This is a genomic window from Acinetobacter sp. BIGb0196 (genome assembly GCF_011759595.1).
GTDB classification, from domain to species: Bacteria; Pseudomonadota; Gammaproteobacteria; order Pseudomonadales; family Moraxellaceae; genus Acinetobacter; species Acinetobacter guillouiae.
In genome coordinates, this window is sequence record NZ_JAAOZA010000001.1 from 2,051,106 (window position 1) to 2,072,620 (window position 21,515).

The 21,515-nt window shown below is 36.7% G+C and carries 28 protein-coding genes; 21 read left to right on the top strand and 7 right to left on the bottom strand.

From position 1 onward, the window contains the following. Window positions 1-17 precede the first annotated feature (17 nt). A complete protein-coding gene (locus tag FHR28_RS09295; RefSeq protein ID WP_004720270.1) occupies window positions 18-323 on the bottom strand; it encodes a hypothetical protein in 306 nt (101 codons plus the stop codon). 190 nt (window positions 324-513) lie between these two features. Between FHR28_RS09295 and FHR28_RS09300 the strand changes: the two genes are divergently transcribed. From FHR28_RS09300 to aroC, 4 genes are all read left to right on the top strand, one after another. After that, window positions 514-879: a DUF4124 domain-containing protein gene (locus tag FHR28_RS09300; protein WP_228722047.1), complete on the top strand. Its 366-nt coding sequence runs from the start codon at window positions 514-516 to the stop codon at window positions 877-879. A 172-nt stretch (window positions 880-1,051) separates the two neighbouring features. Further along, on the top strand, window positions 1,052-1,435 hold the full coding sequence (locus FHR28_RS09305; RefSeq protein WP_056511317.1) for a lysozyme inhibitor LprI family protein: 384 nt from the start codon (window positions 1,052-1,054) through the stop codon (window positions 1,433-1,435). Window positions 1,436-1,549: 114 nt separating this feature from the next. Then, the gene (prmB, locus tag FHR28_RS09310) at window positions 1,550-2,560 is read left to right on the top strand and encodes a 50S ribosomal protein L3 N(5)-glutamine methyltransferase (RefSeq protein WP_004720275.1); all 1,011 of its coding nucleotides are present in this window, start codon (window positions 1,550-1,552) and stop codon (window positions 2,558-2,560) included. Between the two features lie 12 nt (window positions 2,561-2,572). Continuing rightward, complete coding sequence (aroC, locus tag FHR28_RS09315; protein ID WP_004720277.1) at window positions 2,573-3,667, top strand: chorismate synthase; 1,095 nt, start codon at window positions 2,573-2,575, stop codon at window positions 3,665-3,667. A gap of 208 nt (window positions 3,668-3,875) precedes the next feature. On the opposite strand, the gene FHR28_RS09320 is transcribed toward aroC, so the two are convergent. Together FHR28_RS09320 and FHR28_RS09325 are read right to left on the bottom strand one after the other, a co-directional pair. Then, window positions 3,876-4,349 (bottom strand): hypothetical protein, encoded by a 474-nt coding sequence (locus tag FHR28_RS09320; RefSeq protein ID WP_004821699.1) that lies wholly within the window; start codon window positions 4,347-4,349, stop codon window positions 3,876-3,878. Window positions 4,350-4,478: 129 nt separating this feature from the next. Next, complete coding sequence (locus FHR28_RS09325) at window positions 4,479-4,958, bottom strand: CinA family protein (protein ID WP_166782450.1); 480 nt, start codon at window positions 4,956-4,958, stop codon at window positions 4,479-4,481. A 466-nt stretch (window positions 4,959-5,424) separates the two neighbouring features. Between FHR28_RS09325 and FHR28_RS09330 the strand changes: the two genes are divergently transcribed. Continuing rightward, the gene (locus tag FHR28_RS09330) at window positions 5,425-5,655 is read left to right on the top strand and encodes a hypothetical protein (protein WP_035372252.1); all 231 of its coding nucleotides are present in this window, start codon (window positions 5,425-5,427) and stop codon (window positions 5,653-5,655) included. A gap of 85 nt (window positions 5,656-5,740) precedes the next feature. Here the strand turns inward: FHR28_RS09330 and FHR28_RS09335 are convergent, their stop codons facing one another. After that, window positions 5,741-6,184 (bottom strand): universal stress protein, encoded by a 444-nt coding sequence (locus tag FHR28_RS09335; RefSeq protein ID WP_004720284.1) that lies wholly within the window; start codon window positions 6,182-6,184, stop codon window positions 5,741-5,743. Window positions 6,185-6,219: 35 nt separating this feature from the next. Then, the gene (locus FHR28_RS09340; protein ID WP_004720286.1) at window positions 6,220-6,681 is read right to left on the bottom strand and encodes a universal stress protein; all 462 of its coding nucleotides are present in this window, start codon (window positions 6,679-6,681) and stop codon (window positions 6,220-6,222) included. Between the two features lie 371 nt (window positions 6,682-7,052). On the opposite strand from FHR28_RS09340, the gene ureE reads away from it, so the two are divergent. From ureE to FHR28_RS09420, 16 genes are all read left to right on the top strand, one after another. Next, entirely contained in the window at window positions 7,053-7,535 is a 483-nt protein-coding gene (ureE, locus tag FHR28_RS09345; protein ID WP_004720288.1) for an urease accessory protein UreE, read from the top strand. Then, window positions 7,522-8,187, top strand: coding sequence for an urease accessory protein UreF (locus tag FHR28_RS09350; RefSeq protein ID WP_105712577.1), 666 nt, complete (start codon window positions 7,522-7,524; stop codon window positions 8,185-8,187). Before ureE ends, FHR28_RS09350 begins: the two co-directional genes overlap by 14 nt. A 57-nt stretch (window positions 8,188-8,244) precedes the next feature. Next, on the top strand, window positions 8,245-8,859 hold the full coding sequence (ureG, locus tag FHR28_RS09355; protein ID WP_166782451.1) for an urease accessory protein UreG: 615 nt from the start codon (window positions 8,245-8,247) through the stop codon (window positions 8,857-8,859). An 80-nt stretch (window positions 8,860-8,939) separates the two neighbouring features. Next, complete coding sequence (locus FHR28_RS09360; protein WP_151958065.1) at window positions 8,940-9,506, top strand: HupE/UreJ family protein; 567 nt, start codon at window positions 8,940-8,942, stop codon at window positions 9,504-9,506. A gap of 43 nt (window positions 9,507-9,549) precedes the next feature. Next, a complete protein-coding gene (locus FHR28_RS09365; RefSeq protein ID WP_166782452.1) occupies window positions 9,550-10,419 on the top strand; it encodes an urease accessory protein UreD in 870 nt (289 codons plus the stop codon). Window positions 10,420-10,518: 99 nt separating this feature from the next. After that, on the top strand, window positions 10,519-10,821 hold the full coding sequence (gene ureA / locus FHR28_RS09370) for an urease subunit gamma (protein ID WP_004720298.1): 303 nt from the start codon (window positions 10,519-10,521) through the stop codon (window positions 10,819-10,821). A gap of 28 nt (window positions 10,822-10,849) precedes the next feature. Beyond that, a complete protein-coding gene (locus tag FHR28_RS09375; RefSeq protein WP_004720299.1) occupies window positions 10,850-11,158 on the top strand; it encodes an urease subunit beta in 309 nt (102 codons plus the stop codon). 13 nt (window positions 11,159-11,171) lie between these two features. Next, window positions 11,172-12,872: an urease subunit alpha gene (gene ureC / locus FHR28_RS09380; RefSeq protein ID WP_166782453.1), complete on the top strand. Its 1,701-nt coding sequence runs from the start codon at window positions 11,172-11,174 to the stop codon at window positions 12,870-12,872. A 191-nt stretch (window positions 12,873-13,063) separates the two neighbouring features. Next, entirely contained in the window at window positions 13,064-13,678 is a 615-nt protein-coding gene (locus tag FHR28_RS09385) for a lysozyme (protein ID WP_166782454.1), read from the top strand. 208 nt (window positions 13,679-13,886) lie between these two features. After that, window positions 13,887-14,933, top strand: a complete 1,047-nt coding sequence (locus FHR28_RS09390) for a hypothetical protein (RefSeq protein ID WP_166782455.1) — start codon at window positions 13,887-13,889, stop codon at window positions 14,931-14,933. Between the two features lie 96 nt (window positions 14,934-15,029). Continuing rightward, window positions 15,030-15,611, top strand: a complete 582-nt coding sequence (locus FHR28_RS09395) for a histidine phosphatase family protein (protein ID WP_166782456.1) — start codon at window positions 15,030-15,032, stop codon at window positions 15,609-15,611. Between the two features lie 57 nt (window positions 15,612-15,668). Then, window positions 15,669-16,685, top strand: a complete 1,017-nt coding sequence (locus tag FHR28_RS09400) for a hypothetical protein (protein WP_228722048.1) — start codon at window positions 15,669-15,671, stop codon at window positions 16,683-16,685. An 80-nt stretch (window positions 16,686-16,765) separates the two neighbouring features. Further along, window positions 16,766-17,731: an allantoinase PuuE gene (gene puuE, locus FHR28_RS09405; protein WP_166782458.1), complete on the top strand. Its 966-nt coding sequence runs from the start codon at window positions 16,766-16,768 to the stop codon at window positions 17,729-17,731. A 126-nt stretch (window positions 17,732-17,857) separates the two neighbouring features. Next, window positions 17,858-18,379 (top strand): 2-oxo-4-hydroxy-4-carboxy-5-ureidoimidazoline decarboxylase, encoded by a 522-nt coding sequence (gene uraD, locus FHR28_RS09410; protein WP_166782459.1) that lies wholly within the window; start codon window positions 17,858-17,860, stop codon window positions 18,377-18,379. Between the two features lie 33 nt (window positions 18,380-18,412). After that, a complete protein-coding gene (gene uraH, locus FHR28_RS09415; protein WP_166782460.1) occupies window positions 18,413-18,733 on the top strand; it encodes a hydroxyisourate hydrolase in 321 nt (106 codons plus the stop codon). Between the two features lie 149 nt (window positions 18,734-18,882). Continuing rightward, window positions 18,883-19,605, top strand: a complete 723-nt coding sequence (locus tag FHR28_RS09420) for an outer membrane protein OmpK (RefSeq protein ID WP_166782461.1) — start codon at window positions 18,883-18,885, stop codon at window positions 19,603-19,605. A gap of 205 nt (window positions 19,606-19,810) precedes the next feature. Here FHR28_RS09420 and FHR28_RS09425 read toward each other — a convergent pair whose 3' ends face one another. Together FHR28_RS09425 and alc are read right to left on the bottom strand one after the other, a co-directional pair. Next, the gene (locus FHR28_RS09425; RefSeq protein WP_154130023.1) at window positions 19,811-20,305 is read right to left on the bottom strand and encodes an ureidoglycolate lyase; all 495 of its coding nucleotides are present in this window, start codon (window positions 20,303-20,305) and stop codon (window positions 19,811-19,813) included. 4 nt (window positions 20,306-20,309) lie between these two features. Further along, window positions 20,310-21,317 (bottom strand): allantoicase, encoded by a 1,008-nt coding sequence (gene alc / locus FHR28_RS09430; RefSeq protein ID WP_056511275.1) that lies wholly within the window; start codon window positions 21,315-21,317, stop codon window positions 20,310-20,312. Window positions 21,318-21,515 lie beyond the last annotated feature (198 nt).

Below are 21,515 nucleotides of genomic sequence, written 5' to 3' on the forward strand. Positions count from 1 at the left end.
CTAAGCAATATTAAAATTTACATTCTAAATTGGATTTTAAGCTCTTTCCGGAGTATTAAACCTTGCTTATTTGAAGCAATGTAATTGATGATCAGATCTTTAACGCTTTGATTAGTAAAACCAAGTGCATAGCCCTTAACAATGATAATGCTGGGCAAGCTAAAGAAAAAATATTTTACATCGTCTAGAGAAGGCGCTTCGTAAACACCTTGTTCAGTGAGTGTTTGTTGAAAAAATTGCTTTTCAATTTTAACGTTTGGAGTGGATTCATCATCCCACCATGACTGACGCATTGCCATGAGGTTATTATGTTTGTAGCTCATAAATTGACTAAATTCATAAATATTTAAAAACTTGTTGTATATAAAGGTGAAATGACCCAATTTCAAGTTAAGCGCTCAATCTCAGCAATTTTGCCACAAATAAGTTTATATTTTATAACCAAGCACATTGATTTGTTTTAAAAATATACAATAATAGGCTTGAAAATAAATCTAAAAAATTAGGTGCATTGTGAAACAAATTTTAGGACTTTGGCTGTTATTTTATATCCCTACGACTTTAGCTGAAGTTTATACCTGTGTATATAAAGGAAATACCGTTTATCAAGGTAAACCTTGTGCTGGTACAGTGGCTAAAAATAATATCAATTACTCTCAAAAATCGTTAACTGATCGTCAAAAATATGAACAATGGAAATCCACACGTGAGCCGAAAGTCGGAATGTCTGGAGATCAAGTGATTAAAACGACCCGTTGGGGAGCTCCTGAAAAGAAACGCTCGTTTAGCTCAAATAGAGGTAAAGACGAGCTTTGGTATTATCCAGAACTAGGCTTAATTTCATTAAAAAATGGTGTAGTCACATCAATCAGTCAATAGCCGGCGAGATTTTTCACAGTGGTGATTGCTTTAAATCAAGTTTTAACAATAATTTATCTGCAATGATTGTATTTAGTTTCAAATCTTTTACACTCTTTTGCATAGGGGATTGTTGACAATCAGTGCCTTAGTTCTTTGGATTAAAATAATGATTTTAGGATAGGGGAATTGGATGTATTTAAAGTATTGGGGTATCAGTTTAGTTGTATTATTGCCGATGCACACTCAGGCGATCGGTTATAGTTCAGACTACTTAAACTGTATGAATTCGGCAGGTTCAAGCTCGGCAACACTTGCCAGCTGTATGAAAACTGAGTTGAGTAAGCAAGATGATCGTTTGAAATCATTATTTAAACAGACGCTGGATCTGTATACAGACAAGCAACAGAAAGCTCAAAAGAAATATCAGAAACAATGGTTTAAACTTCGAGATCAGCAGTGTGGTGAGTCGAATAAATCAGTTTCTGATGATTATAAAATGAAGTATTACAATTGTGCCCTCAAACAAACAGTCAATAGAGCCAATATGTTAGAGAAACAAAGCTATCGTTTATAGTGCTTTATTGCGCTATAAAATAATTGCTAAGTAAATTGTCGTAAAGCATTATAAATGTCATGCAAAACAAGGTATCATAAGGCGTTTAAAAATATGACCTTGGAGAAACCTTAAGTGGATCGACCGACTATTAGCCCTGAACATTTACAGGAAGCTGCTGAAAACCTATCAACAATTCGTGATTTTATTCGTTTTGGGGTTACAGCTTTACGTCAATACGATGCACATTTGGGTCAAGGTACAGAAGATTATTTCGCAGAAAGTTCTGCCTTGGTTTTACAAACGCTTTCTTTGGAATGGAAGGCGGATGCTGAAATTTTAGATTCAAAATTATTGCCAAGTGAAAAAGCTGAGTTTTTAAATTTACTCGAACGTCGTGTAAATGAAAGAATTCCAACCTCTTATTTACTTAACCTCTCTTATTTCTTTGGTAAGCCATTCTATGTTGATGAGCGTGTGTTAATTCCTCGTTCACCGATTGCTGAATTGATCGAAAACCGTTTTGCACCTTATTGTTTAGATGAAAATGGGCAAACTCGTGCAGGCGTGAATAATTTACCTGAAAACCCTAATCCTAAAACACCGCAACGTATCTTAGATATGTGTACGGGTTCAGGTTGTATTGCGATCGCGTTGGCATATGCATTCCCTGATTCAGAAGTAGATGCAACTGATATTTCTAAAGAAGCATTAGAAGTGGCTTCTATTAATGCGGAGCATCACAATAAGCAATATCAGGTGGCTTTGCTTGAGTCTGATTTGTTTGCCAAAATTCCAGCTGAAAATCAATATGATTTGATCGTTTCAAATCCACCGTATGTGGATGCCGAAGATATGGCTGATCTTCCAGATGAATTCCATCATGAACCTGAACTTGCTTTAGCAGCAGGCCAAGATGGTTTGGATTTAGTTCGAAAAATGTTGGCTCAAGCTGCTGATTATTTAACTGAAGACGGTTTAATCGTAATTGAAGTGGGTAACTCAGAATGGGCAATGAAACAGAATTTTAATACGATTGATTTTTACTGGTTACAGTTCCAAAAAGGCGGTACAGGTATTTTTGCTTTGACTGCTGAACAATGTCGTACATTCCGTGATTTATTTATTCAATCTATTCAAGCTTAAGGAGTCGTAAGCATGGCAGGTAACAGTATTGGGCAACTCTTCCGTGTAACGACTTGTGGTGAATCTCACGGCGTAGGCTTGATGGCAATTGTTGATGGTGTGCCACCGGGGCTTGAATTATCTGCTGAAGATTTACAAATTGATTTAGATCGTCGTAAACCGGGAACGTCTAAGTTTGCCACTCAACGTAAAGAGCCAGATGAGGTTGAGATCATTTCTGGTGTTTTTGAAGGTAAAACGACAGGAACTTCAATTGGTTTATTGATCCGTAATACAGATCAAAAATCTAAAGATTATGGCAATATTGCGCAAACTTTCCGCCCAGGCCATGCGGATTATACCTATACGCAAAAGTATGGTTTCCGTGATTATCGTGGTGGTGGTCGTTCAAGTGCACGTGAAACGGCGATGCGTGTGGCAGCGGGTGCGATTGCAAAGAAATTTCTTTTTGAGAAATTTGCGATTGTGATTCGTGGACATGTGACACAAATTGGTACAGAAAAAGCACAAGCTTTAGATTGGAATGAAGTTCCGAATAATCCGTTCTTCTGTGGTGATGTCAATGCGGTTCCACGTTTTGAAGCGCTGGTGACATCATTACGTGAACAGGGGACTAGTTGTGGTGCAAAGCTTGAGATCCTTGCCGAAAAAGTACCTGTAGGTTGGGGTGAACCAGTATTTGATCGTTTAGATGCTGATATTGCCCATGCCATGATGTCAATCAATGCGGTGAAAGGTGTTGAAATTGGTGATGGTTTTGCAGTTGCAGAACAATTTGGTCATGAAACGCGCGATGAACTTAGCACAGATGGGTTTTTAGCCAATCATGCAGGTGGTATTCTCGGTGGTATTTCTTCAGGCCAAACCATCCGTGTAGCGATTGCGTTAAAACCAACCGCAAGTATTACTACACCAGGAAAAACCATCAATCTTGATCGTGAAGATACAGATGTACTGACCAAAGGTCGTCATGATCCTTGTGTAGGCGTGCGTGCGACACCTATTGCTGAAGCCATGCTTGCCATTGTATTGATGGATCATTTTATGCGTCACCGTGCACAAAATGCTGATGTGGTTGCACCATTTGCCCCAATTGAACCTAAATAGCAAATATATTTGAGATAAGAGAGGGTATTTTAGTTTTGAAATACCCTTAATTATTAGAGTGAATTTCAAATGATTTGTTTTTTACTTAATATTTGTTGCTCAACAAATTTAGCTTAATGGGCTCGGTTCATTATTTTAAGTTAAAGATTTTGAGTTAAAAAAGAACCAGACATTTTGTCTGGTCTTTTTATATCTATGCTGCTCAGTCTTATTGAGTAACGATTTGACCTGTATAACCCTTTAAGAAAGTTAGGTACGCAGAAGACTGTTGACCATCTGCCTTTAAGATTGAACGTTCAACATCACCCTGATTGGTTACCAATTTAAGTGAAATTTCTTTACCATTACGGAATGAATTAAGAAAGCTGACAGGAACATTAATCGAGTTTGATGAAACTGTACCCGCATATTGTGTCGTGTTAATGGTTGAATATGTATATGGCTGACCATCCACTAAAAAGACAAATTGGGTAATATCATATTTTGTTGGATTGTTAATTTCTGCTGTGATTTTAAAGCCATCACGGACTTCATCTTTCCAACGCATAGAAAGTTCAGGGCAAACTTCATTTGCTTCACAGATTAAAGGGCCTTTTGTAACAACTCTTTCTGGATAAGAGCCAGCACAACCCGCCAAAGTTAAACATGCTAAAGAAGAAATTACCGCAAATTGAAGTTTCATACCGCTTCCTAATAAGTTCATTTGTGTTATTGATATGTTGATAATCTATGTAAAATTTACCGCTTTTTAGTTAAAAAGTGAATTAAATATTTCAGTAATTTGTATTTCAGTTAAGGCATAGCATAAATCTTAAACAAAATTTAAGATTTTTAATATTTCCTTTGCTACATTTTCAGTTAATTGATTTAAACGAGTCAACGGCTCACCTTCAATAAAATATTTAAAATTCGACAATGTGTTTTGATAATGGATTGAGATAAAAAAAGTACCTTCTGGTTTTTCAATACTAGCACTACCACCAGGTTTAAGTAAGCCTGTACAACTGACAACGATATCTGCAGCGGTAAAGAGCTTTTTCCCTTGAATTGCCATCACTTTAGTGACTTCAACTGATTCAGCGCTATATTTTTCGATGAGGGATGGATCTATCTGTAAAATTGAAATTTTAATAGAAGGGTCGTAACTGACTAAGCCACCTAATAAAATATCTGCACCACTATTTTTATAGATCGAAAATTGGCTGGATAAATAACCAGAACTTGCACTTTCAATAAATGCGACTGTTAAATTCTTTCTTTCAAGCAGATCACAACATTGTTTTAAAAGCATTGGTATGACTCTAAATTAATTATTTATATTCAATAATTTAACTATAAGTGAATTGAGAAAATTTGCAAGAAAACCAAATAAAAAAATAAGCATATCGAGTCGTGAATTTAATTATTTTTTTAGTATTTTTAAATATAAATCATGATGTTAGCTCTACATGGTTTATCAGAGACAAAATTAATTAAAAGAACGCTGAGTTGAAATAAGTTTGTCATATTGATTTGCCATAATGACGGCACAAACAACAAAAACCAAGAATAAGCATCAAATAACAACCACAGAAAGTTAAAAGAATAATCAGCGTAAAGTCTGTAAATATGCAGTCAACCCACTTCTCAACAGGTGGGTTTTCCTTTTTTAGGCCAATTGTAGAATTACTATGCAATATGATGAATTTTTATATTTCAAATGCGTCAAAAAGTGATATAAATAAAAATAAAGTGCATATGATAATGGAGTGCGAATGATGAAAACGACTGTTAAGTATGTTGTCTTAAAAAGTAGAGAATATCAGCTTGGCACAGCCTTATTTGAAGAAAGTATTGAAGCCGAAGGAAATTATTTTGATCAAATACCTGAGATCATTCACTATCAAAATCATAATTTTAAAGTAAAGTCCAAAGAACTTAGCCGTAAGCAAATTTTTGATGATTTTGAAGAATCTCAAACCATTTTAGTCAAAGTTATCGCGGTTTAATAGTTTCCCAAGTTATCTCTGATATGGACATTGCATAAATAAAACCCAGCTAAACTGGGTTTTATTTATTTGGTAATTTAATCAATCACTGTTTGACAATCAATACAGGGAGTTTGGTTTGACCCAGTACATCTTGCGCAAAGCTGCCTAAGAAAAACTTTTGGAAGCCTTTACGCCCATGTGATCCCATGATAATTAAATCTGTATGTAATGATTCAGCAGTTTTAATGATGGTTTCAGCTGCAACCGAGTCTCTCACGACTTGTGTATCAATTTGAACACCTTGCTGTTCAGCCAATTGTTTGGCTTTGCTCAAACCTTCTTCCGCATTTTTAATTGCTTCTTGAATGTAATCTTTTAACATATCTGGCGAATAGTAAAAATCAGCAGCAGCAAAAGGGTCTTCAGCAACGACACTGATCGCAGTGACTTTACTTCCAAAGGCTTTTGCAATCGCAGCAGCATGTTTTAATGCAGAAAAAGAAATGTCAGAACCGTCAACTGGGACAAGAATATTTTGATAAGTCATAATCACACCTTTTTAATTAACATTTCAAATAAAAATTAAGCTTCTTCTTGGGTAGATTTAATAATCAACACAGGCAGTGGAGAAATAGACAACACTTCTTGTGCAACACTCCCTAAGAAGAATTTCTTCAGACCAGTACGTCCATGGGAACCCATCACAATAAGGTCCACATTGAGTTCATCTGCAACATCTAAAATTCCAGTAGCAGGAGGAACTTCACGCACCACTTTGGTATCTACTGTCGTTACACCATGGTGAACTAAAGTTTCTTGAATATCTTTTAAACGTGCTAAAGCATTTTTTTCAGCTTCAAATAAATATTGAGTTACAGCAGGCGCTATTTTATAAAAATCGACGCCTTTAAAAGGATCAACTGCGATCACACTCATCACAGTAATTTTACAGTTAAAAGCAAGTGCAAGTTTTTCTGCATGTTCAAGTGCAGCATAAGAAATAGGAGAGTCATCTACAGCAAGAAGGATGTGTTGATAAGCCATTATAAGTTTCTCCCTTTTTTGTCTGATTATTTATTCATTGATAACACATTGCGCTGTTAGTCGCAAATTGTCGATGAGAATTTTAGTTGATCAAAAGTGTGTTATTTCAAGCTTTTGTGAAATACACATAATTTTATTATGGTTTTATTTTGTAACGTTTAATTGTCCTGATTTTTTATTGAAATCTCGCTCATGTAAATTTGAACTCCGGTTTTAGGTTAGCGTTCTAAATATGGTGCATTTTGAATTCTTACGATTCTAAAAACTGGCATGATAAATGCTTTAATTTAATGCAAACCGATATTTATGAATAAAATTTTGGCATCAATTTGGAACATTTTAAATCAAGTGCCATAGATAAGTGGATCAGTATGAAAATTTATACGCAACGTCTAGACCATATAGAGTCAAACATTGAGGCTGAAAGTATTGAATTGACTTTTGATACTCGGCAAAAGAGCCGTTTTCGTGCAACTTTAAATAATGGGCGCGATATTGGTGCGGATTTACCACGTACAGGCATTTTGCGTAGTGGTTCTTATATTGCAACTGAACAAGGTGAAGTGTTACGTGTAGATGCCAAAGCTGAAAAATTAATGCAAGTTTCGGCGCTGCATAGTTTTGACTTACTTAAAGCTGCATATCATCTGGGAAATCGCCATGTTCCGTTAATGCTTACCCCAACTGCACTTTATTTTGAACCTGATCATGTCCTTGCAGAAATGATCCAAGGTTTAGGGCTGACAGTAGATGAAGTTGAACATCCATTTGAACCTGAAAGTGGGGCATATGCACAACATCAGCATGATCATCGTTTAAGCCCGATTAAGGCTTTACATCATGTCCATCACTAACGCATCGCAACTATTAAGTCTATTGACCCTGTCATCGACAGCTTTACCGATAGGTGCATATTGTTATTCGCAAGGGGTGGAAAGTGCGATTGATCAAGGCTTGATTCATGATGAAGCAAGCAGTATTGCTTATTTTGAAGAAGTACTGGAAATGTTGCTGGTTAGGTTTGAACTCCCCGTTTTAAAACGTCTGATGCAACATTATTTAGACGAAGCTGAATTTTTAAATTGGGCTAACTTTTATAAAGCGAGCCGTGAGTCGAAAGAATTACGGGCTGAATCTCAGCAGTTGGCATTTTCTTTGAATGCTTGGATTCGTGATGTTTTAAAACAGCAACCTGAGATTAAAAAGCAGTTTGGTTTTGTCCCTGTTTATGCACATTTATGCGGAACATTAAAACTTAATCTGGTGGATGTGCTGACAGCATATAGCTTTACTGTTTTAGAAAACCAAGTGCTAGGTGCGGTTAAAACTGTCCCTTTAGGGCAAATGAGTGGTCAAAGAATTTTGTGGCATTTACATGGCTTAATTCCTCAAGCCATAGTGCGTGCCTTGGCCTTAGAAGATGATGAGTTAAGTAGTGCTTTGCCCAATTATGCGATGTTAAGTATGTCGCATGAAACTTTATATTCACGATTATTCAGATCATAAATGACACGTTTCATTCGCTATTTTTATTGAGAATGAAGCATAGAAAAGGAAAAAATGATGACAGAACGTAGCCCTTTACGTGTTGGAATAGGTGGTCCTGTTGGTTCAGGTAAAACAGCATTAACCCTGAATTTATGCCTTGCTTTACGCAACAAATATAATATGGCGGTTGTGACCAACGATATCTATACCAAAGAAGATTCTAATTTTTTAACTCGTCATGAAGCGATGTCACCAGAACGTATTGTTGGTGTTGAGACAGGTGGTTGTCCACATACTGCAATTCGTGAAGATGCTTCAATTAACTTGGCTGCAATCGATGATCTTTGTGAAAAATTTGATGGTTTAGAGCTGATTATTATCGAAAGTGGTGGAGATAATCTAGCCGCTACCTTTAGTCCCGAATTATCTGATTTAACCCTTTATGTGATTGATGTTGCAGGTGGTGAAAAGATCCCGCGTAAAGGTGGTCCCGGCATTACCAAGTCGGATTTATTGATTATTAACAAAACAGATTTAGCTCCAATGGTCGGTGCAAATCTCGATGTGATGGATCAAGATGCAAAACGCATGCGTGGTGACAAACCTTTTCTATTTTCAAATATGAAAACTCAAGATGGTTTAAAGCAAATCATTGAGTTTATTGAGAAAAAAGGTTTATTTAAAGCTTAGCTCAGAGATTAAAGCCTAGTCGCGATATTAAAAATAATTGTAATTATTTGAATTGAAAAAATAATCAAAGGAGAATTTGAATGCGTTTTTTAAAACACAGTCTGATGGCATGTGCTGCATATTTACCTGTATTGGCTTTAGCTCACCCTGGACATGATCACCATACCGGTTTTTGGGCAGGCTTTATTCATCCATTTACAGGTTTAGATCATTTGATGATGGCAATCGCATTTGGTGTATTGATGTGGACGGCAAATCAACGCTGGAAGCTTTTCGGCTTGATTGGATTAGCTGTAGCGATGGTGATTGGCTTTATGATCGGTAGCCAAGGATTTATTCCAGCAGCAGTTGCTGAGTACGGCATTATTGCGTCATTGGTTTTATTGGCTATAGCGCTTTGGACAAAATCAAATCAAGTTTTACCTATTGCAGCAGTTCTATTGGCAAGTTTTCACGGTGTTGCACATGGCGCTGAATTAGGCCAATCAGGTCATGCCAGCTTACTGATTTTAGGTATGGTGACAGCAATGACATTGATCTATGCGGGTGGATTAGGCATTGGTGCTTTTATCAAAAAGTACGTTCCATATGGCAAGAAAATTATTGGTACTTTGGCTGCAATCGTTGCGGTTATTGGTCTGGCTTAATGTTTAAGCGCTTAATTGCGGATATCAATTTATAAAGGCGGCCATGATAAGTTTAGTGGAATATCTTCCTGATCAGCGCCTTTGGTATGCCAAACTCGAATTGGGTTTTCAGGCTCAAACTGAGCGAACGATATTGGCGCATCGTAGACATTTTGGACCTGTACGTGTGCAAAAGATGCTGTGGCCAGAAAAAACTGGAATTTGTCATGCGATTATTGTCCATCCGCCTGCGGGTATTGCAGGTGGCGATCATTTAACATTTGAGATCAGTGTAGATGATGCTGCCCATGCCTTAGTCACAACCCCAGGTGCTGGTAAATGGTATCGAACCAATGGCAAACAAGCTTATCAACATATCCATATCTCAGTTAAACACAATGCTGTATTTGAATGGCTTCCTCAAGAAACCATGTTATTTGATGGTGCCAATGCTCACTCAGAAACATTGATTCAGCTTGATCAGACAGCAAGCTTTATCGGTTGGGATATGTTGGTAATTGGTCGTCAAGCTCGAGATGAAAAATTTCAATCTGGTGCTTATCACAGTCATTTTAAATTATGGCGAAATCAGCAATTACTGGTGGCAGACACACTGAGTTTTAAAGGCAATGATCGTTGGCTAAGTTCTTGTCTAGGCATGAATAATCATGCCGTTATGGGGAGTTTATGGGCAGTTCCTCCCGAAAAATTTCGAGCAAACATTTATTTAGAGGCACATATCGATTTAATTCGTGAGTTGATGATGCGAATGGATATGCCTGTAAGGTTAACCTTATTGGGTGATGTTATCAGTGCACGTTTTTTAGGCGATGATGTTCGACATTGCCATGACGCCTTTGCAGCAATTCGCGCCAGATTAAGGCAATATTGGTTTGATTTGGATGAAGCATTTCCACGCATTTGGCGAACTTGATTCATTAAAAGATCACCTTTTAGAAATAAAATCTGCGTGTTTAATTTAAAACTGAGCACATATTTTGCATAAAAAATGTGAGAACTTTAGGAAATACATATGGAACTCAATCCTACTGAAAAAGATAAACTGCTGATTTTTACAGCGGGTTTGGTTGCAGAACGTCGCAAAGCACGTGGATTAAAACTCAATTATCCTGAATCTATTGCATTTATTTCCGCAGCACTGCTTGAAGGTGCGCGAGATGGAATGACTGTCAGTGAGTTGATGCATTTTGGCACCACCTTACTCAGTCGTGATGATGTGATGGAGGGTGTGCCTGAGATGATTGCCGAAGTGCAAGTAGAGGCTACTTTTCCAGATGGCTCGAAGCTCGTCACAGTCCATCAACCGATTGTATAGAACACTTCTTCAAAATTAGGATAAGCATATGATCCCTGGTGAAATTATTACACCTGATTGTGATATTGAAATGAATGTCGGTCGTGACGTACTGAAAATTTCAGTGTCAAATATAGGTGATCGACCGATTCAAGTGGGTTCACATTTTCATTTTTATGAAGCCAACGATGCTTTGCAATTTGATCGTGAACGTGCCAAAGGTTTTCGTTTAAATATTGCGGCTGGTACAGCGGTTCGGTTTGAACCGGGGCAGCGACGTGATGTAGAAATCGTTGCACTGGTCGGAAAACGTGAAGTCTATGGTTTCGCAGGGCGTGTGATGGGTAAGTTGGACTAAAAGGATAATCAAAATGAAAATGTCACGTCGAGCTTATGCTGAAATGTTTGGTCCTACCGTTGGGGATCGAGTACGTTTAGCAGATACCGAACTTTTTATAGAAGTTGAACAAGACCTCACGACCTATGGTGAAGAAGTTAAATTTGGTGGTGGCAAAGTTATTCGCGATGGGATGGGACAATCTCAATTACTTGCAGCAGATGTTGCCGATACGGTGATTACCAACGCATTGATCGTCGATTGGTGGGGAATTATTAAAGCCGATGTGGGATTAAAAAATGGGCGAATTTGGAAAATAGGTAAAGCCGGCAATCCAGATATTCAACCCGATATTACCATTCCACTGGGTGCGGCAACTGAGGTGATTGCAGGTGAAGGGCAAATACTTACAGCAGGTGGTATTGATACTCATATTCACTGGATTTGCCCCCAACAAGTTGAAACAGCGTTAATGTCGGGGACAACGACCATGATTGGTGGTGGTACTGGTCCTGCTGCAGGAACATCGGCAACAACGGTAACACCGGGGCCATGGCATATTTCAACCATGCTGCAAGCCATTGATGATTTACCTATGAATATTGGCTTATTGGGCAAAGGTAATTTGAGTCAACCTGAACCGATTGCGGAGCAGATTAAAGCGGGTGTGGTGGGGTTGAAATTGCATGAAGATTGGGGTTCTACCCCTGCTGCAATTGATAATTGTCTAACTGTGGCAGATGAATATGATGTACAAGTGGCGATTCATACCGATACTTTAAATGAAAGTGGTTTTCTTGAAGAAACACTGGGGGCATTTAAAAATCGTACTATTCACACTTATCATACTGAGGGTGCGGGTGGTGGTCATGCACCTGATATTTTAAAAGCCATTGGTCAGACAAATGTTTTGCCATCTTCAACCAATCCAACCCGTCCATATACCATCAATACCATTGATGAACACTTAGACATGCTCATGGTCTGCCACCATTTAGATCCAGCGATAGCTGAAGATGTCGCATTTGCTGAGAGCCGTATTCGTCGTGAAACGATTGCCGCAGAAGATATTTTGCAAGATCTCGGCGCAATTTCAATGATGTCTTCTGACTCTCAAGCCATGGGGCGTGTGGGTGAGGTGATTTTACGCACTTGGCAAACGGCGCATAAAATGAAAGTGCAACGTGGACCATTAGAAGGCGATAATCAGTATCATGATAATAATCGGGTGAAGCGTTATATTGCAAAATATACAATAAATCCCGCCATTACTCATGGTTTAAGCCATGAAATTGGTTCTATAGAAGAAGGGAAACTTGCTGATTTGGTGTTGTGGAAACCTGCGTTTTTTGGGGTAAAACCATCGATGATCATTAAAGGTGGAATGATTGCGGCAGCGCCAATGGGGGATATTAATGCCTCAATTCCAACACCACAGCCGGTACATTACCGTCCAATGTTTGGGGCGTATCCAAGAGGCGTGCATAATACCTGTATTACTTTCTTGTCACAGGCCGCAATTGAACTTGGTGTTGCTGAAAAATTACAATTAAAGAAGTTAATTTCACCTTGTAAAAATACCAGAAACATCACTAAACAAGACATGAAGCATAATAGCTATTGTCCTGTTATGGATGTGCATCCTGAAACCTATGAAGTTCGTGCCGATGGTGTACATCTAACTTGTGAAGCTGCTGAAGTATTACCAATGGCACAGCGTTATTTCTTGTTTTAATTCTATGTATATCAACAGCAACAAGAAGATAAAACTCCTTTCTTATGATAAGAGAGGAGTTTTTCTATTTAAAATCAATAGATCTATACCCAATGCAACCAAAGACAACTTTATTTATTCAAAAAGCTATGTTTAATATTGGGTGGTATAGGTACTGCGATATAACCCTTTTCTTTTTTTGAGTTTTATTGATGACGCAATTTTGGTCTAAATTTTTTTCCAAGTTATTTTCTACGTTTTTTTCAAAACCATTGAATCAACAGCAGCGCGAATCGAATAAACATAGGACTGATTATTCCAACTCAAATATCGGTGTCGCTATTGATTCTGATACGAATGTCATTGGCTTTGCACAAGATCAAATTACTCAGGTAAGTCCTCAAGGCGTGGATTTGATTTGTGGTTTTGAGGGATTAGAGCTTAAAGCCTATGATGATGGTGTTGGTGTGTGTACCATCGGTTATGGAACAACGATTTACCCGCATGGAAAAGCTGTCCAGTATGGTGATACTTGTACCATTGAACAAGCAAAAAACTATATGCAATATGACCTTAGACGTTTTGAGCAAGCAGTAACTGCTGCTGTAAATGTGCCGTTAAATCAAAATCAGTTTGATGCGTTGGTTTCATTGAGCTATAACATTGGTATTGGTGCTTTTAAAAATTCAACTTTATTAAAATTATTGAACGCCTCTGATTATCACGCTGCCAGTGATCAATTTGATGTTTGGATCAAAGCAGGTGGCAAAACAGTACAAGGTTTAGTAAACCGAAGAGCAGTAGAGAAACTCTTATTTAACTCATAATTTTAAAGCTCTTTGCTAAATTAAAAAATGCTCATCTGGAGTGAATCATATAGCTATAGAAGGTTCCTTCTCCCTTGGGGGAGAAGGCTAGGATGAGGGGGCTTTTATGTTAATTTATGATTTAAAAAAGAGCTGATGAAAGAAGCCTTTTGAAAATGAAGATGATTTTTAAAATATCAAAAAAGAGAAAAATATAAGGGCCAATTTGATGATTAGAGTATTAAAAATAGCAATTTTTATTGCTTTTATAGGGATGAATAAATTTGCGTATGCTGATGTGCGGTCTGAATTAAATTTAATAAGCCAAGATTTATTAATAGCATGTAAAAATGAAGATGATTATAGACCAATAAAAAATTTGAATAACTTCTTAAATGACTCAAAAGGAAGTGATATTCATGTATATGATCTTATGTTTATATTTAATTCAGATTTTTTACTTTTTATAAAAGATAAAAATTGTGCTTTGGCAGCAAGTAAATTTTCAGCTAATGGTATTTCAATTAAAGAAAAATATTTTAAAGATAAATATGATATAGAGAGAATGTTGGATAATGAAGTTTATAGGCAAGCAGGTTATGCTAATTTAATTGAGTATTCTTGGACGATGGATAACCAAAAATTACAACAAGCTCAAGAAAATTTTAATATTTATTTAAATAGAAATATTATTTCAAAAAATGAGAAAAGCCGATGTGGGGAGTTATGTAAAGATTATGTATATCTAAAAGAAGATCATGGATTTTATCTTCCTCTTCATTATGTGGGTATTTTAATGGCATATCATGATCTATTTCAACATCATTATAAAAATTTTAAAAAAACAGAACAGCAGATCACACAACTTCAAGAAATATTTGATTTAACTAATGATTTTGAAATCAAATATATAAAAAAAACAGGTTTAAATTCTTTCCCCTTCGAAGTTGCATCAATTGAAAACTTTAAATTCATTTTTAAAATTGATGACCGAAACATTAAAAATATTTTCTATGCAAAACTAGATGCTTATATAAAATATCGTATTGAAAACAATCTTCTTGATGATCGCATGATAGAAAATATATATGAGATTTTAAGCAAAGAAAGCAGATACTTGTACACAAAGGTTGAATATCTAGGTACACATGAGACTAAAAGCAAAAATGTAACAAGTTATCAATTAGGTCAGCACATTTATAGTTTTATAGTTTCAGACAATAAGTTAAAACTAATTATGGAGCCGATAAATTTTTCTAACCAAAATTCTGGATGATTAATCTTCAAAAATGATGATTGAAATATGAGTTGTAAATTGATTGACTAAAAATTATTGATTATTTTCAAAATAAAGGTGAGGTAAGAGAATTTTATGAGTATTTATTTAATTCGTCATGCGCAAAGTTTAGGTAATGTAAACGGTAAAACTGAGTCACATGCAAGTATTCCCTTAACCGAATATGGACATAAACAGGCGCAAAAACTTGTTGATGTTCTACCACCAGCAAAGCAGATTTTTATCTCTCCATTCCTCCGTACACGTCTAACAGCTGAACCAATTTTATTACGAGATCAGATTACACCTCAAGTTTTGGATATTCAGGAGTTTTCTTACTTATCCGATACGCGATGTAAAAATACCACTTTAGAGGAACGAAAACCTTGGGCAGATGATTATTGGAATCAAGCAGATGTGAACCTAGTGACAAGTGAAGGCGCTGAATCTTTTGCCATTTTTTATCAACGCGTTACGGACTTTATTTCGCACTTGGATTCATTAAAAGCACATTATCAACATGATCATTTACTGGTATTTAGTCATGGTCAGTTTTTACAGTTATTGAAAATGCTGGTAGAGCAAAAGCGAGAATTATCATCACAATTAATGCGTGATTTTCGTTATGCATTGTTAAATCATCAATTAGACAATACAGAGTTTTTTATTTTTAAATAAAATGAGATTAACAGCATGAATTTTATAATAAGAAAAATTGCTCTATTGACGGTTTTTATGTTTATACCTGTATCTACATATGCAGATATTGTGGCTTTAAAGTCAGATTTAACTCAATTTGCGCAACCTCTTGAAACACAATGTAAGGGGCTTGAAAGCTATATGCCTCTTAACATGTTGCATAAATTTTTAAATCGTTCAAATTCTGAAAAAATAGATGTGTATTCGATGGATGTTATTTTTGTTTCAGATTTTTTGGGTTATTTAGACGATAAAAATTGTGCTTTAGCGGCTTCTGATTTCACCATATCGGGCGTTAAAATTTTAAATCAATATCGTGACTTATGGGAGAAAGATTTACCAAAAGAGAGAAAAATCCTGAGATATGAAACTTACCTTGCAGCAGGTGATGCAAGTTTGGTGAAATATAAATGGACGCATAAGATTCAATATCTAGATGATGCGCATCAATTTTATACACAGTACTTAGTGACCAATGCAATCAGTCAACAACAAAAACAACAATGTGGGAAAAAATGTGCTGAATACTTAGCTGATGTAAGTAAGGTGCAATACTTTAATCTGTATGATTACGCGTCTATATCCTATGAATATCAAAAACTTTTTCGTGATATCTATGAACAATATTCACAACAAGATGCAAATTTTTCAGACAATCTCGAAAGTCTGAATCTGGTTTTTGAACGTACTGATCAATTTGAAGTGAGTGCAATTAAAACCACAGGATTAAGCTCAGTAAATAAAGAGGTGGCTTCTTTAAATAATTTTGATCGCATTTTTAGTTCTGGTGATAAAAAACTTATAGAACTTTATACAAAACGTTTAGATCAATATCTACAAAATAGAATCCAGCATAAATTATTAGATGCAGAGATGACGGATAAAATTTATCAATTCTTGTTAAAAGAATCGAATGAAAATAATACGATGATTGTACGTACTCAGCAGGAAAGTGCTCTTCAACCTAATCTAAGTTTTCAAATTGGAAAACACCACTATATTTTCAAGGGAACAAGTCATCACGTGCAGTTAACTTTCCAACCCGTTGACTAAAGCATGAGTGAGATTGGCATAAAAACTGCTTGATCATTCACACTAAAAAATGGTGATTGAAAAGTTTAAAGGCGGTTTGAGTGAATAAAACTTATTTACGTGGGCAAGACTTAATAGACCAAATCCAAAATACTCCCTATTCACGAGATCTCATTGGCTATCACGGTGAAGTACCCAAAGTAGCATGGCCAAATCAAGCCCAAATAGCGGTACAGTTTGTTCTTAACTATGAAGAAGGTGCTGAAAACCATATCGAACATGGTGATGCCGGTTCTGAGCAGTTTTTATCTGATATCGTGGGAGCAGCAAGTTTTCCTGACAAGCATATGTCGATGGATTCGATGTATGAATATGGCGCTCGTGCAGGATTCTGGCGTATTCATCATGAGTTTAAAAAGCGTAACTTACCCATGACCATATTTGGAGTGGGTATGGCGCTGGCACGTAATCCATATATTGTGGAAGCCATTCAACAAGCTCATTACGATGTGGTTTCACATGGACAGCGTTGGCTAAATTACCAAAATATAGATATTGAAACGGAACGTCAGCATATTGATCAAGCAATCAGTATTCTAGAAACCCTATTTGGCACTACACCAATGGGTTGGTATACAGGGCGAGATAGCCCAAATACTCGTAAATTATTGGCTGAATTTCCACAGATCAAATATGACTGCGATTACTATGGTGATGATTTGCCATTTTGGACAAGCTTAACCAATTTACAAGGCCAAAGCCGCCCGCACCTGATCATTCCATATACTTTAGAAAGTAATGATATGAAGTTCTGCGCGCCTGCTGGTTTTAACAGTGGCGAGCAATTTTACCAATATTTAAAAGATGCCTTTGATGTGCTTTATGCAGAAGGTGAAAATGAGCCGAAAATGCTATCGATTGGAATGCATTGTCGTATTCTGGGACGTCCCGGTCGTTTTAAAGCATTACAGCGTTTTTTAGATTATATACAGGCACATGAAAAAGTCTGGATCTGTCGTCGCGGTGATATCGCTGAACATTGGTTTAAACACCATCCAGCCGCATAATTGTCGCTATGAGGATGTGGCTTTTAAGGTAAGCACTTTATTTTTAATTGAATGCAGTAAAGCGCGCAGCAAAGTTTATATAAAAGTGTTTGAAAATTTTAGCGAACTCAAGCATAGGTATTATTCGTGAAAATAGAAGAATTTAATCAAGCATCATCAGAAGAGCTTACAACCTTGCTTAAGCATTGTGTGCACATTCAACGTTGGTCAGATGAAATTTTGTCACAACGTCCATTTGTCAACACTCAAGCGTTAATGGATTTTGCAAAAGCACAAGCCTCAACTTGGACATGGTTAGAAATTGCAAATGCATTAGCGACACACCCACGTATCGGTGAAAAAAAGGCTCAGGCAGTGCTGAGTGAAAAAGAGCAAGCATTTTCTCATCAAGAGCAATCAGCAATAAAACAGAGCACTGAAACACAACATGCTTTATTGCAAGGCAATATTGCTTATGAAATGAAATTTGGTCATATTTTTTTAATTCGTGCTATGGGCTTAGATCAGACTGAAATTCTACAAGCACTGAAATATCGTTTATTAAATGCTCCTGAAACAGAACAGCGTATTGTTAAACAACAACTTGGTGAAATTGCAATGTTAAGACTCAATCATGAACTGAGTGAAAATGAAAGCTTAAATGATTGATTGCATTAAAATAATGTTTAGAAAGGAAATAACATGATCAGTACCCATATCTTAGACACGCATCTTGGCAAGCCTGCCGTAAATGTTCTGATAAAATTATTGGATAGCCAAGACAATATTGTTGCAGAATCAAGGACCAATGAAGATGGACGGGTTGCAGATTTTAATTTAAGTGGAATTAAAACAGGGGATTATAGTTTGGTTTTTTATACTGCTGAATATTTTGACCGTTTAGCCTTAGCAACGTTTTTCCCAAAAGTTGTGATTCATTTTTCAGTCCTTGATAGGGCACAACATTATCATATTCCTCTATTAATCAGCCCTTTTGCTTATTCCACATATCGTGGAAGCTAGCTTTTATAGAAATAGATTTTATCATCATGATTTTAAAGCCCATTGATTTGGGCTTTTTTTATGAAATTTTGACCAAGTGTAAAAAATTGGCTTTGTTTTTGCTTATTCACGCAGGTGTTTACCGCTATTTCTGATGGGGAATTTATACAATGAAATTAACACAATTTGCTGCGCTTTCAACTTTGGTTTGCACCGCTTTTAGCACCCATGCTGCGCCTATTTGGCAAGACTTTAGCATTACTGGATTATATGGAAAAAATTATGAATTAATTGCTCGGGAAGATGATCAATCGACCATTACTTTTGAATATGCAGCCAAATTAAAATATGGGGACTTCTTTGCATTTGCGGATCGTACCAATAATGATGTTTCAGGCAATGAGACCTATTTTGAAGTTTCACCACGATTGAGCTTAGGCGCCATTTCGGGGCATAAGTTGGAAGCAGGGCCAATTAAAGACGTTCTCATTGCCACAACATGGGAAGGCGGTGAAGGGTTTAACAATTATCTGTATGGGATCGGGGTAGATTTGGCGATTCCATATTTCCAATATGCACAATTAAACTTTTATAAAGCAGACAATTACAAGAACACAAATGATGATTATCAGCTGACTTTTGTTTTTGGTGTGCCTTTTAAAATTGCATCAGAAGATTTTCTTGTTGATGGTTTTCTGGATTGGTCAACCGCTGAAGATGATCATGCCAGTGAGTTAAACTGGACCACCCAATGGAAATGGAATGCGGGTAAACATATTTCACCAGATACGAAATTGTATTTAGGTGTTGAATATTCCGTTTGGAATAATAAATATGGAATTTCTGGTAAAGATGAAAATAATGTCAGTGCCTTAATTAAATATCATTTTTAAAATGATCTTTATCTGATTATGTTTTTAAATGCATGTATAGGATTGAGATAAGCTTAAGATCATTTTTCCAAACCAGCGCAACACTTAATAATGCTGCACTGGTTTTTTAACAACATAGGGTAAAATCTTATCTCAGTACTTCTCAGCACTTTTAGTGTGAATGTTTTGATCCATGCATTTTTTATTTGCTGTTATGAAATGGTGATTATAAGGTCAGGACAATATTTTCATTAAATTGAAAAACATCACAATTGTGACCCTCACCAATCCGATCGATTACAGCAAAGTCGCTGGGTGCTTCAAGCGTTAATAACGGATGATGCCAAGTGCCTGCACGATAGTTTACAGCCTGTTGGCCATTGCTTATAAAGGCATAAATATGATCAAGATCAGGTTGATCCTGATCTAAAGCCGCTGCAACAACAACCAAGAAGGATTGACCTTGCATCGGGATAAATGCCTGTGAACCGATTGGATGGCGTTCAAGCATTTGAATTTCGCAAGGCACTTGGGTTTTTTGAATATTACGAAAAATACTCAACCCGACTTCAGCATTAGCCGCTTGAGCCAAAGATAAAGCATGATAGCGTTCCGTATGCGTGCCATTGATATGGAAAAAATCATTGCCAGCACAGGCAATGACCTCACCAAATGCTGCAAAAGCTTCAGCAGTTAATGGCTGAATTTGGATATATTTCATAAAATCACTCTGCAATTTTACCCCATAATCGGATACGGCTAATGCCACCGTCTGGAATCATATTGACACGAATATGTGAAATTTTTTCATGGTTTAAAATGTCTGCTACATAATCATGAATATGATCCATTTGCATATCCTGAGCATTGAGTAAAAATGGCCAAAACATACTTTGCGGAATCAATTGTGGATCAGTCGCATTTTCAATATATATCGCCTGAATCGATACTTGAGCGGGGAAATTGCCTTTGAAATGTGCAGTATCAATTTCAATTTTTTCAATTACACCACTTTGACCTAGGGCCAAAATACACCAGTCAAATCCAGGTGCACGGCGGCGTTTGGTTTCCCAACCATCACCCATATTGATCCCACGATTCGGATTGATCAAATTACGAGGATGGCCAAAGTGTGCATCACTATAGGCAATCACACGTCCACCATTTTCTAGTGCCAGTAAATCTAATGTACGTTGGCGATCTTGGATCTGTATTTGCACTTCACCATAGACGCGAAAACGTGCAATACCACCATCAGGAAAAATATTTAAGCGTACATGGGTAAAGACTGCTGAGTTTTTAATGTCAAAAATATGATGTTGGCTGGGGCCAAGAACGGAATTATCTAGAATGGGCTGCCATAGTGCATTGCTTAAGTCCCCATTTGGTGCATAACAGGCTTCAATTGAAGCGGAAGCAGGATAATTCCCAGTAAAAAAAGTGGTATCAATATCAAATGCAGTAATTTTTCCAGCAACACCTAATTTAACAATTGCCCAGTCATAGCCTGCATGGCGTTTACGGCGGGTTTCCCATCCATCCATCCATTTGCCGTGATCATCAAATTTATCTTCTACAAAAATGGGTGGATTAAATTGCAACATTCGTTGTGCTTCTGCAAAAAAATCATCTGAACATTCAAGTACTTTTGTACCAATTCGGGGGTCTGCCAAATTGCTGTATTGTTGCAAATGTGCAGGAAGCTCAAAACTTGGTGCAAGTAAAGTTGCCATATTTATTTACCATTCATATTACGATTTATATCATTTTATTGATTGATATCAGCACTTAAAGTTCAATAAGCACTCATAAAAACAATATCTTACCGTCCTCATCATGCATAGCCTATGCCAACTTTGCTTAAGGAATGTTGTGATTTTTATATAAATGGCACGTTTTTAGCATTTTAGTCATAAGTGTTAAAGAAACAG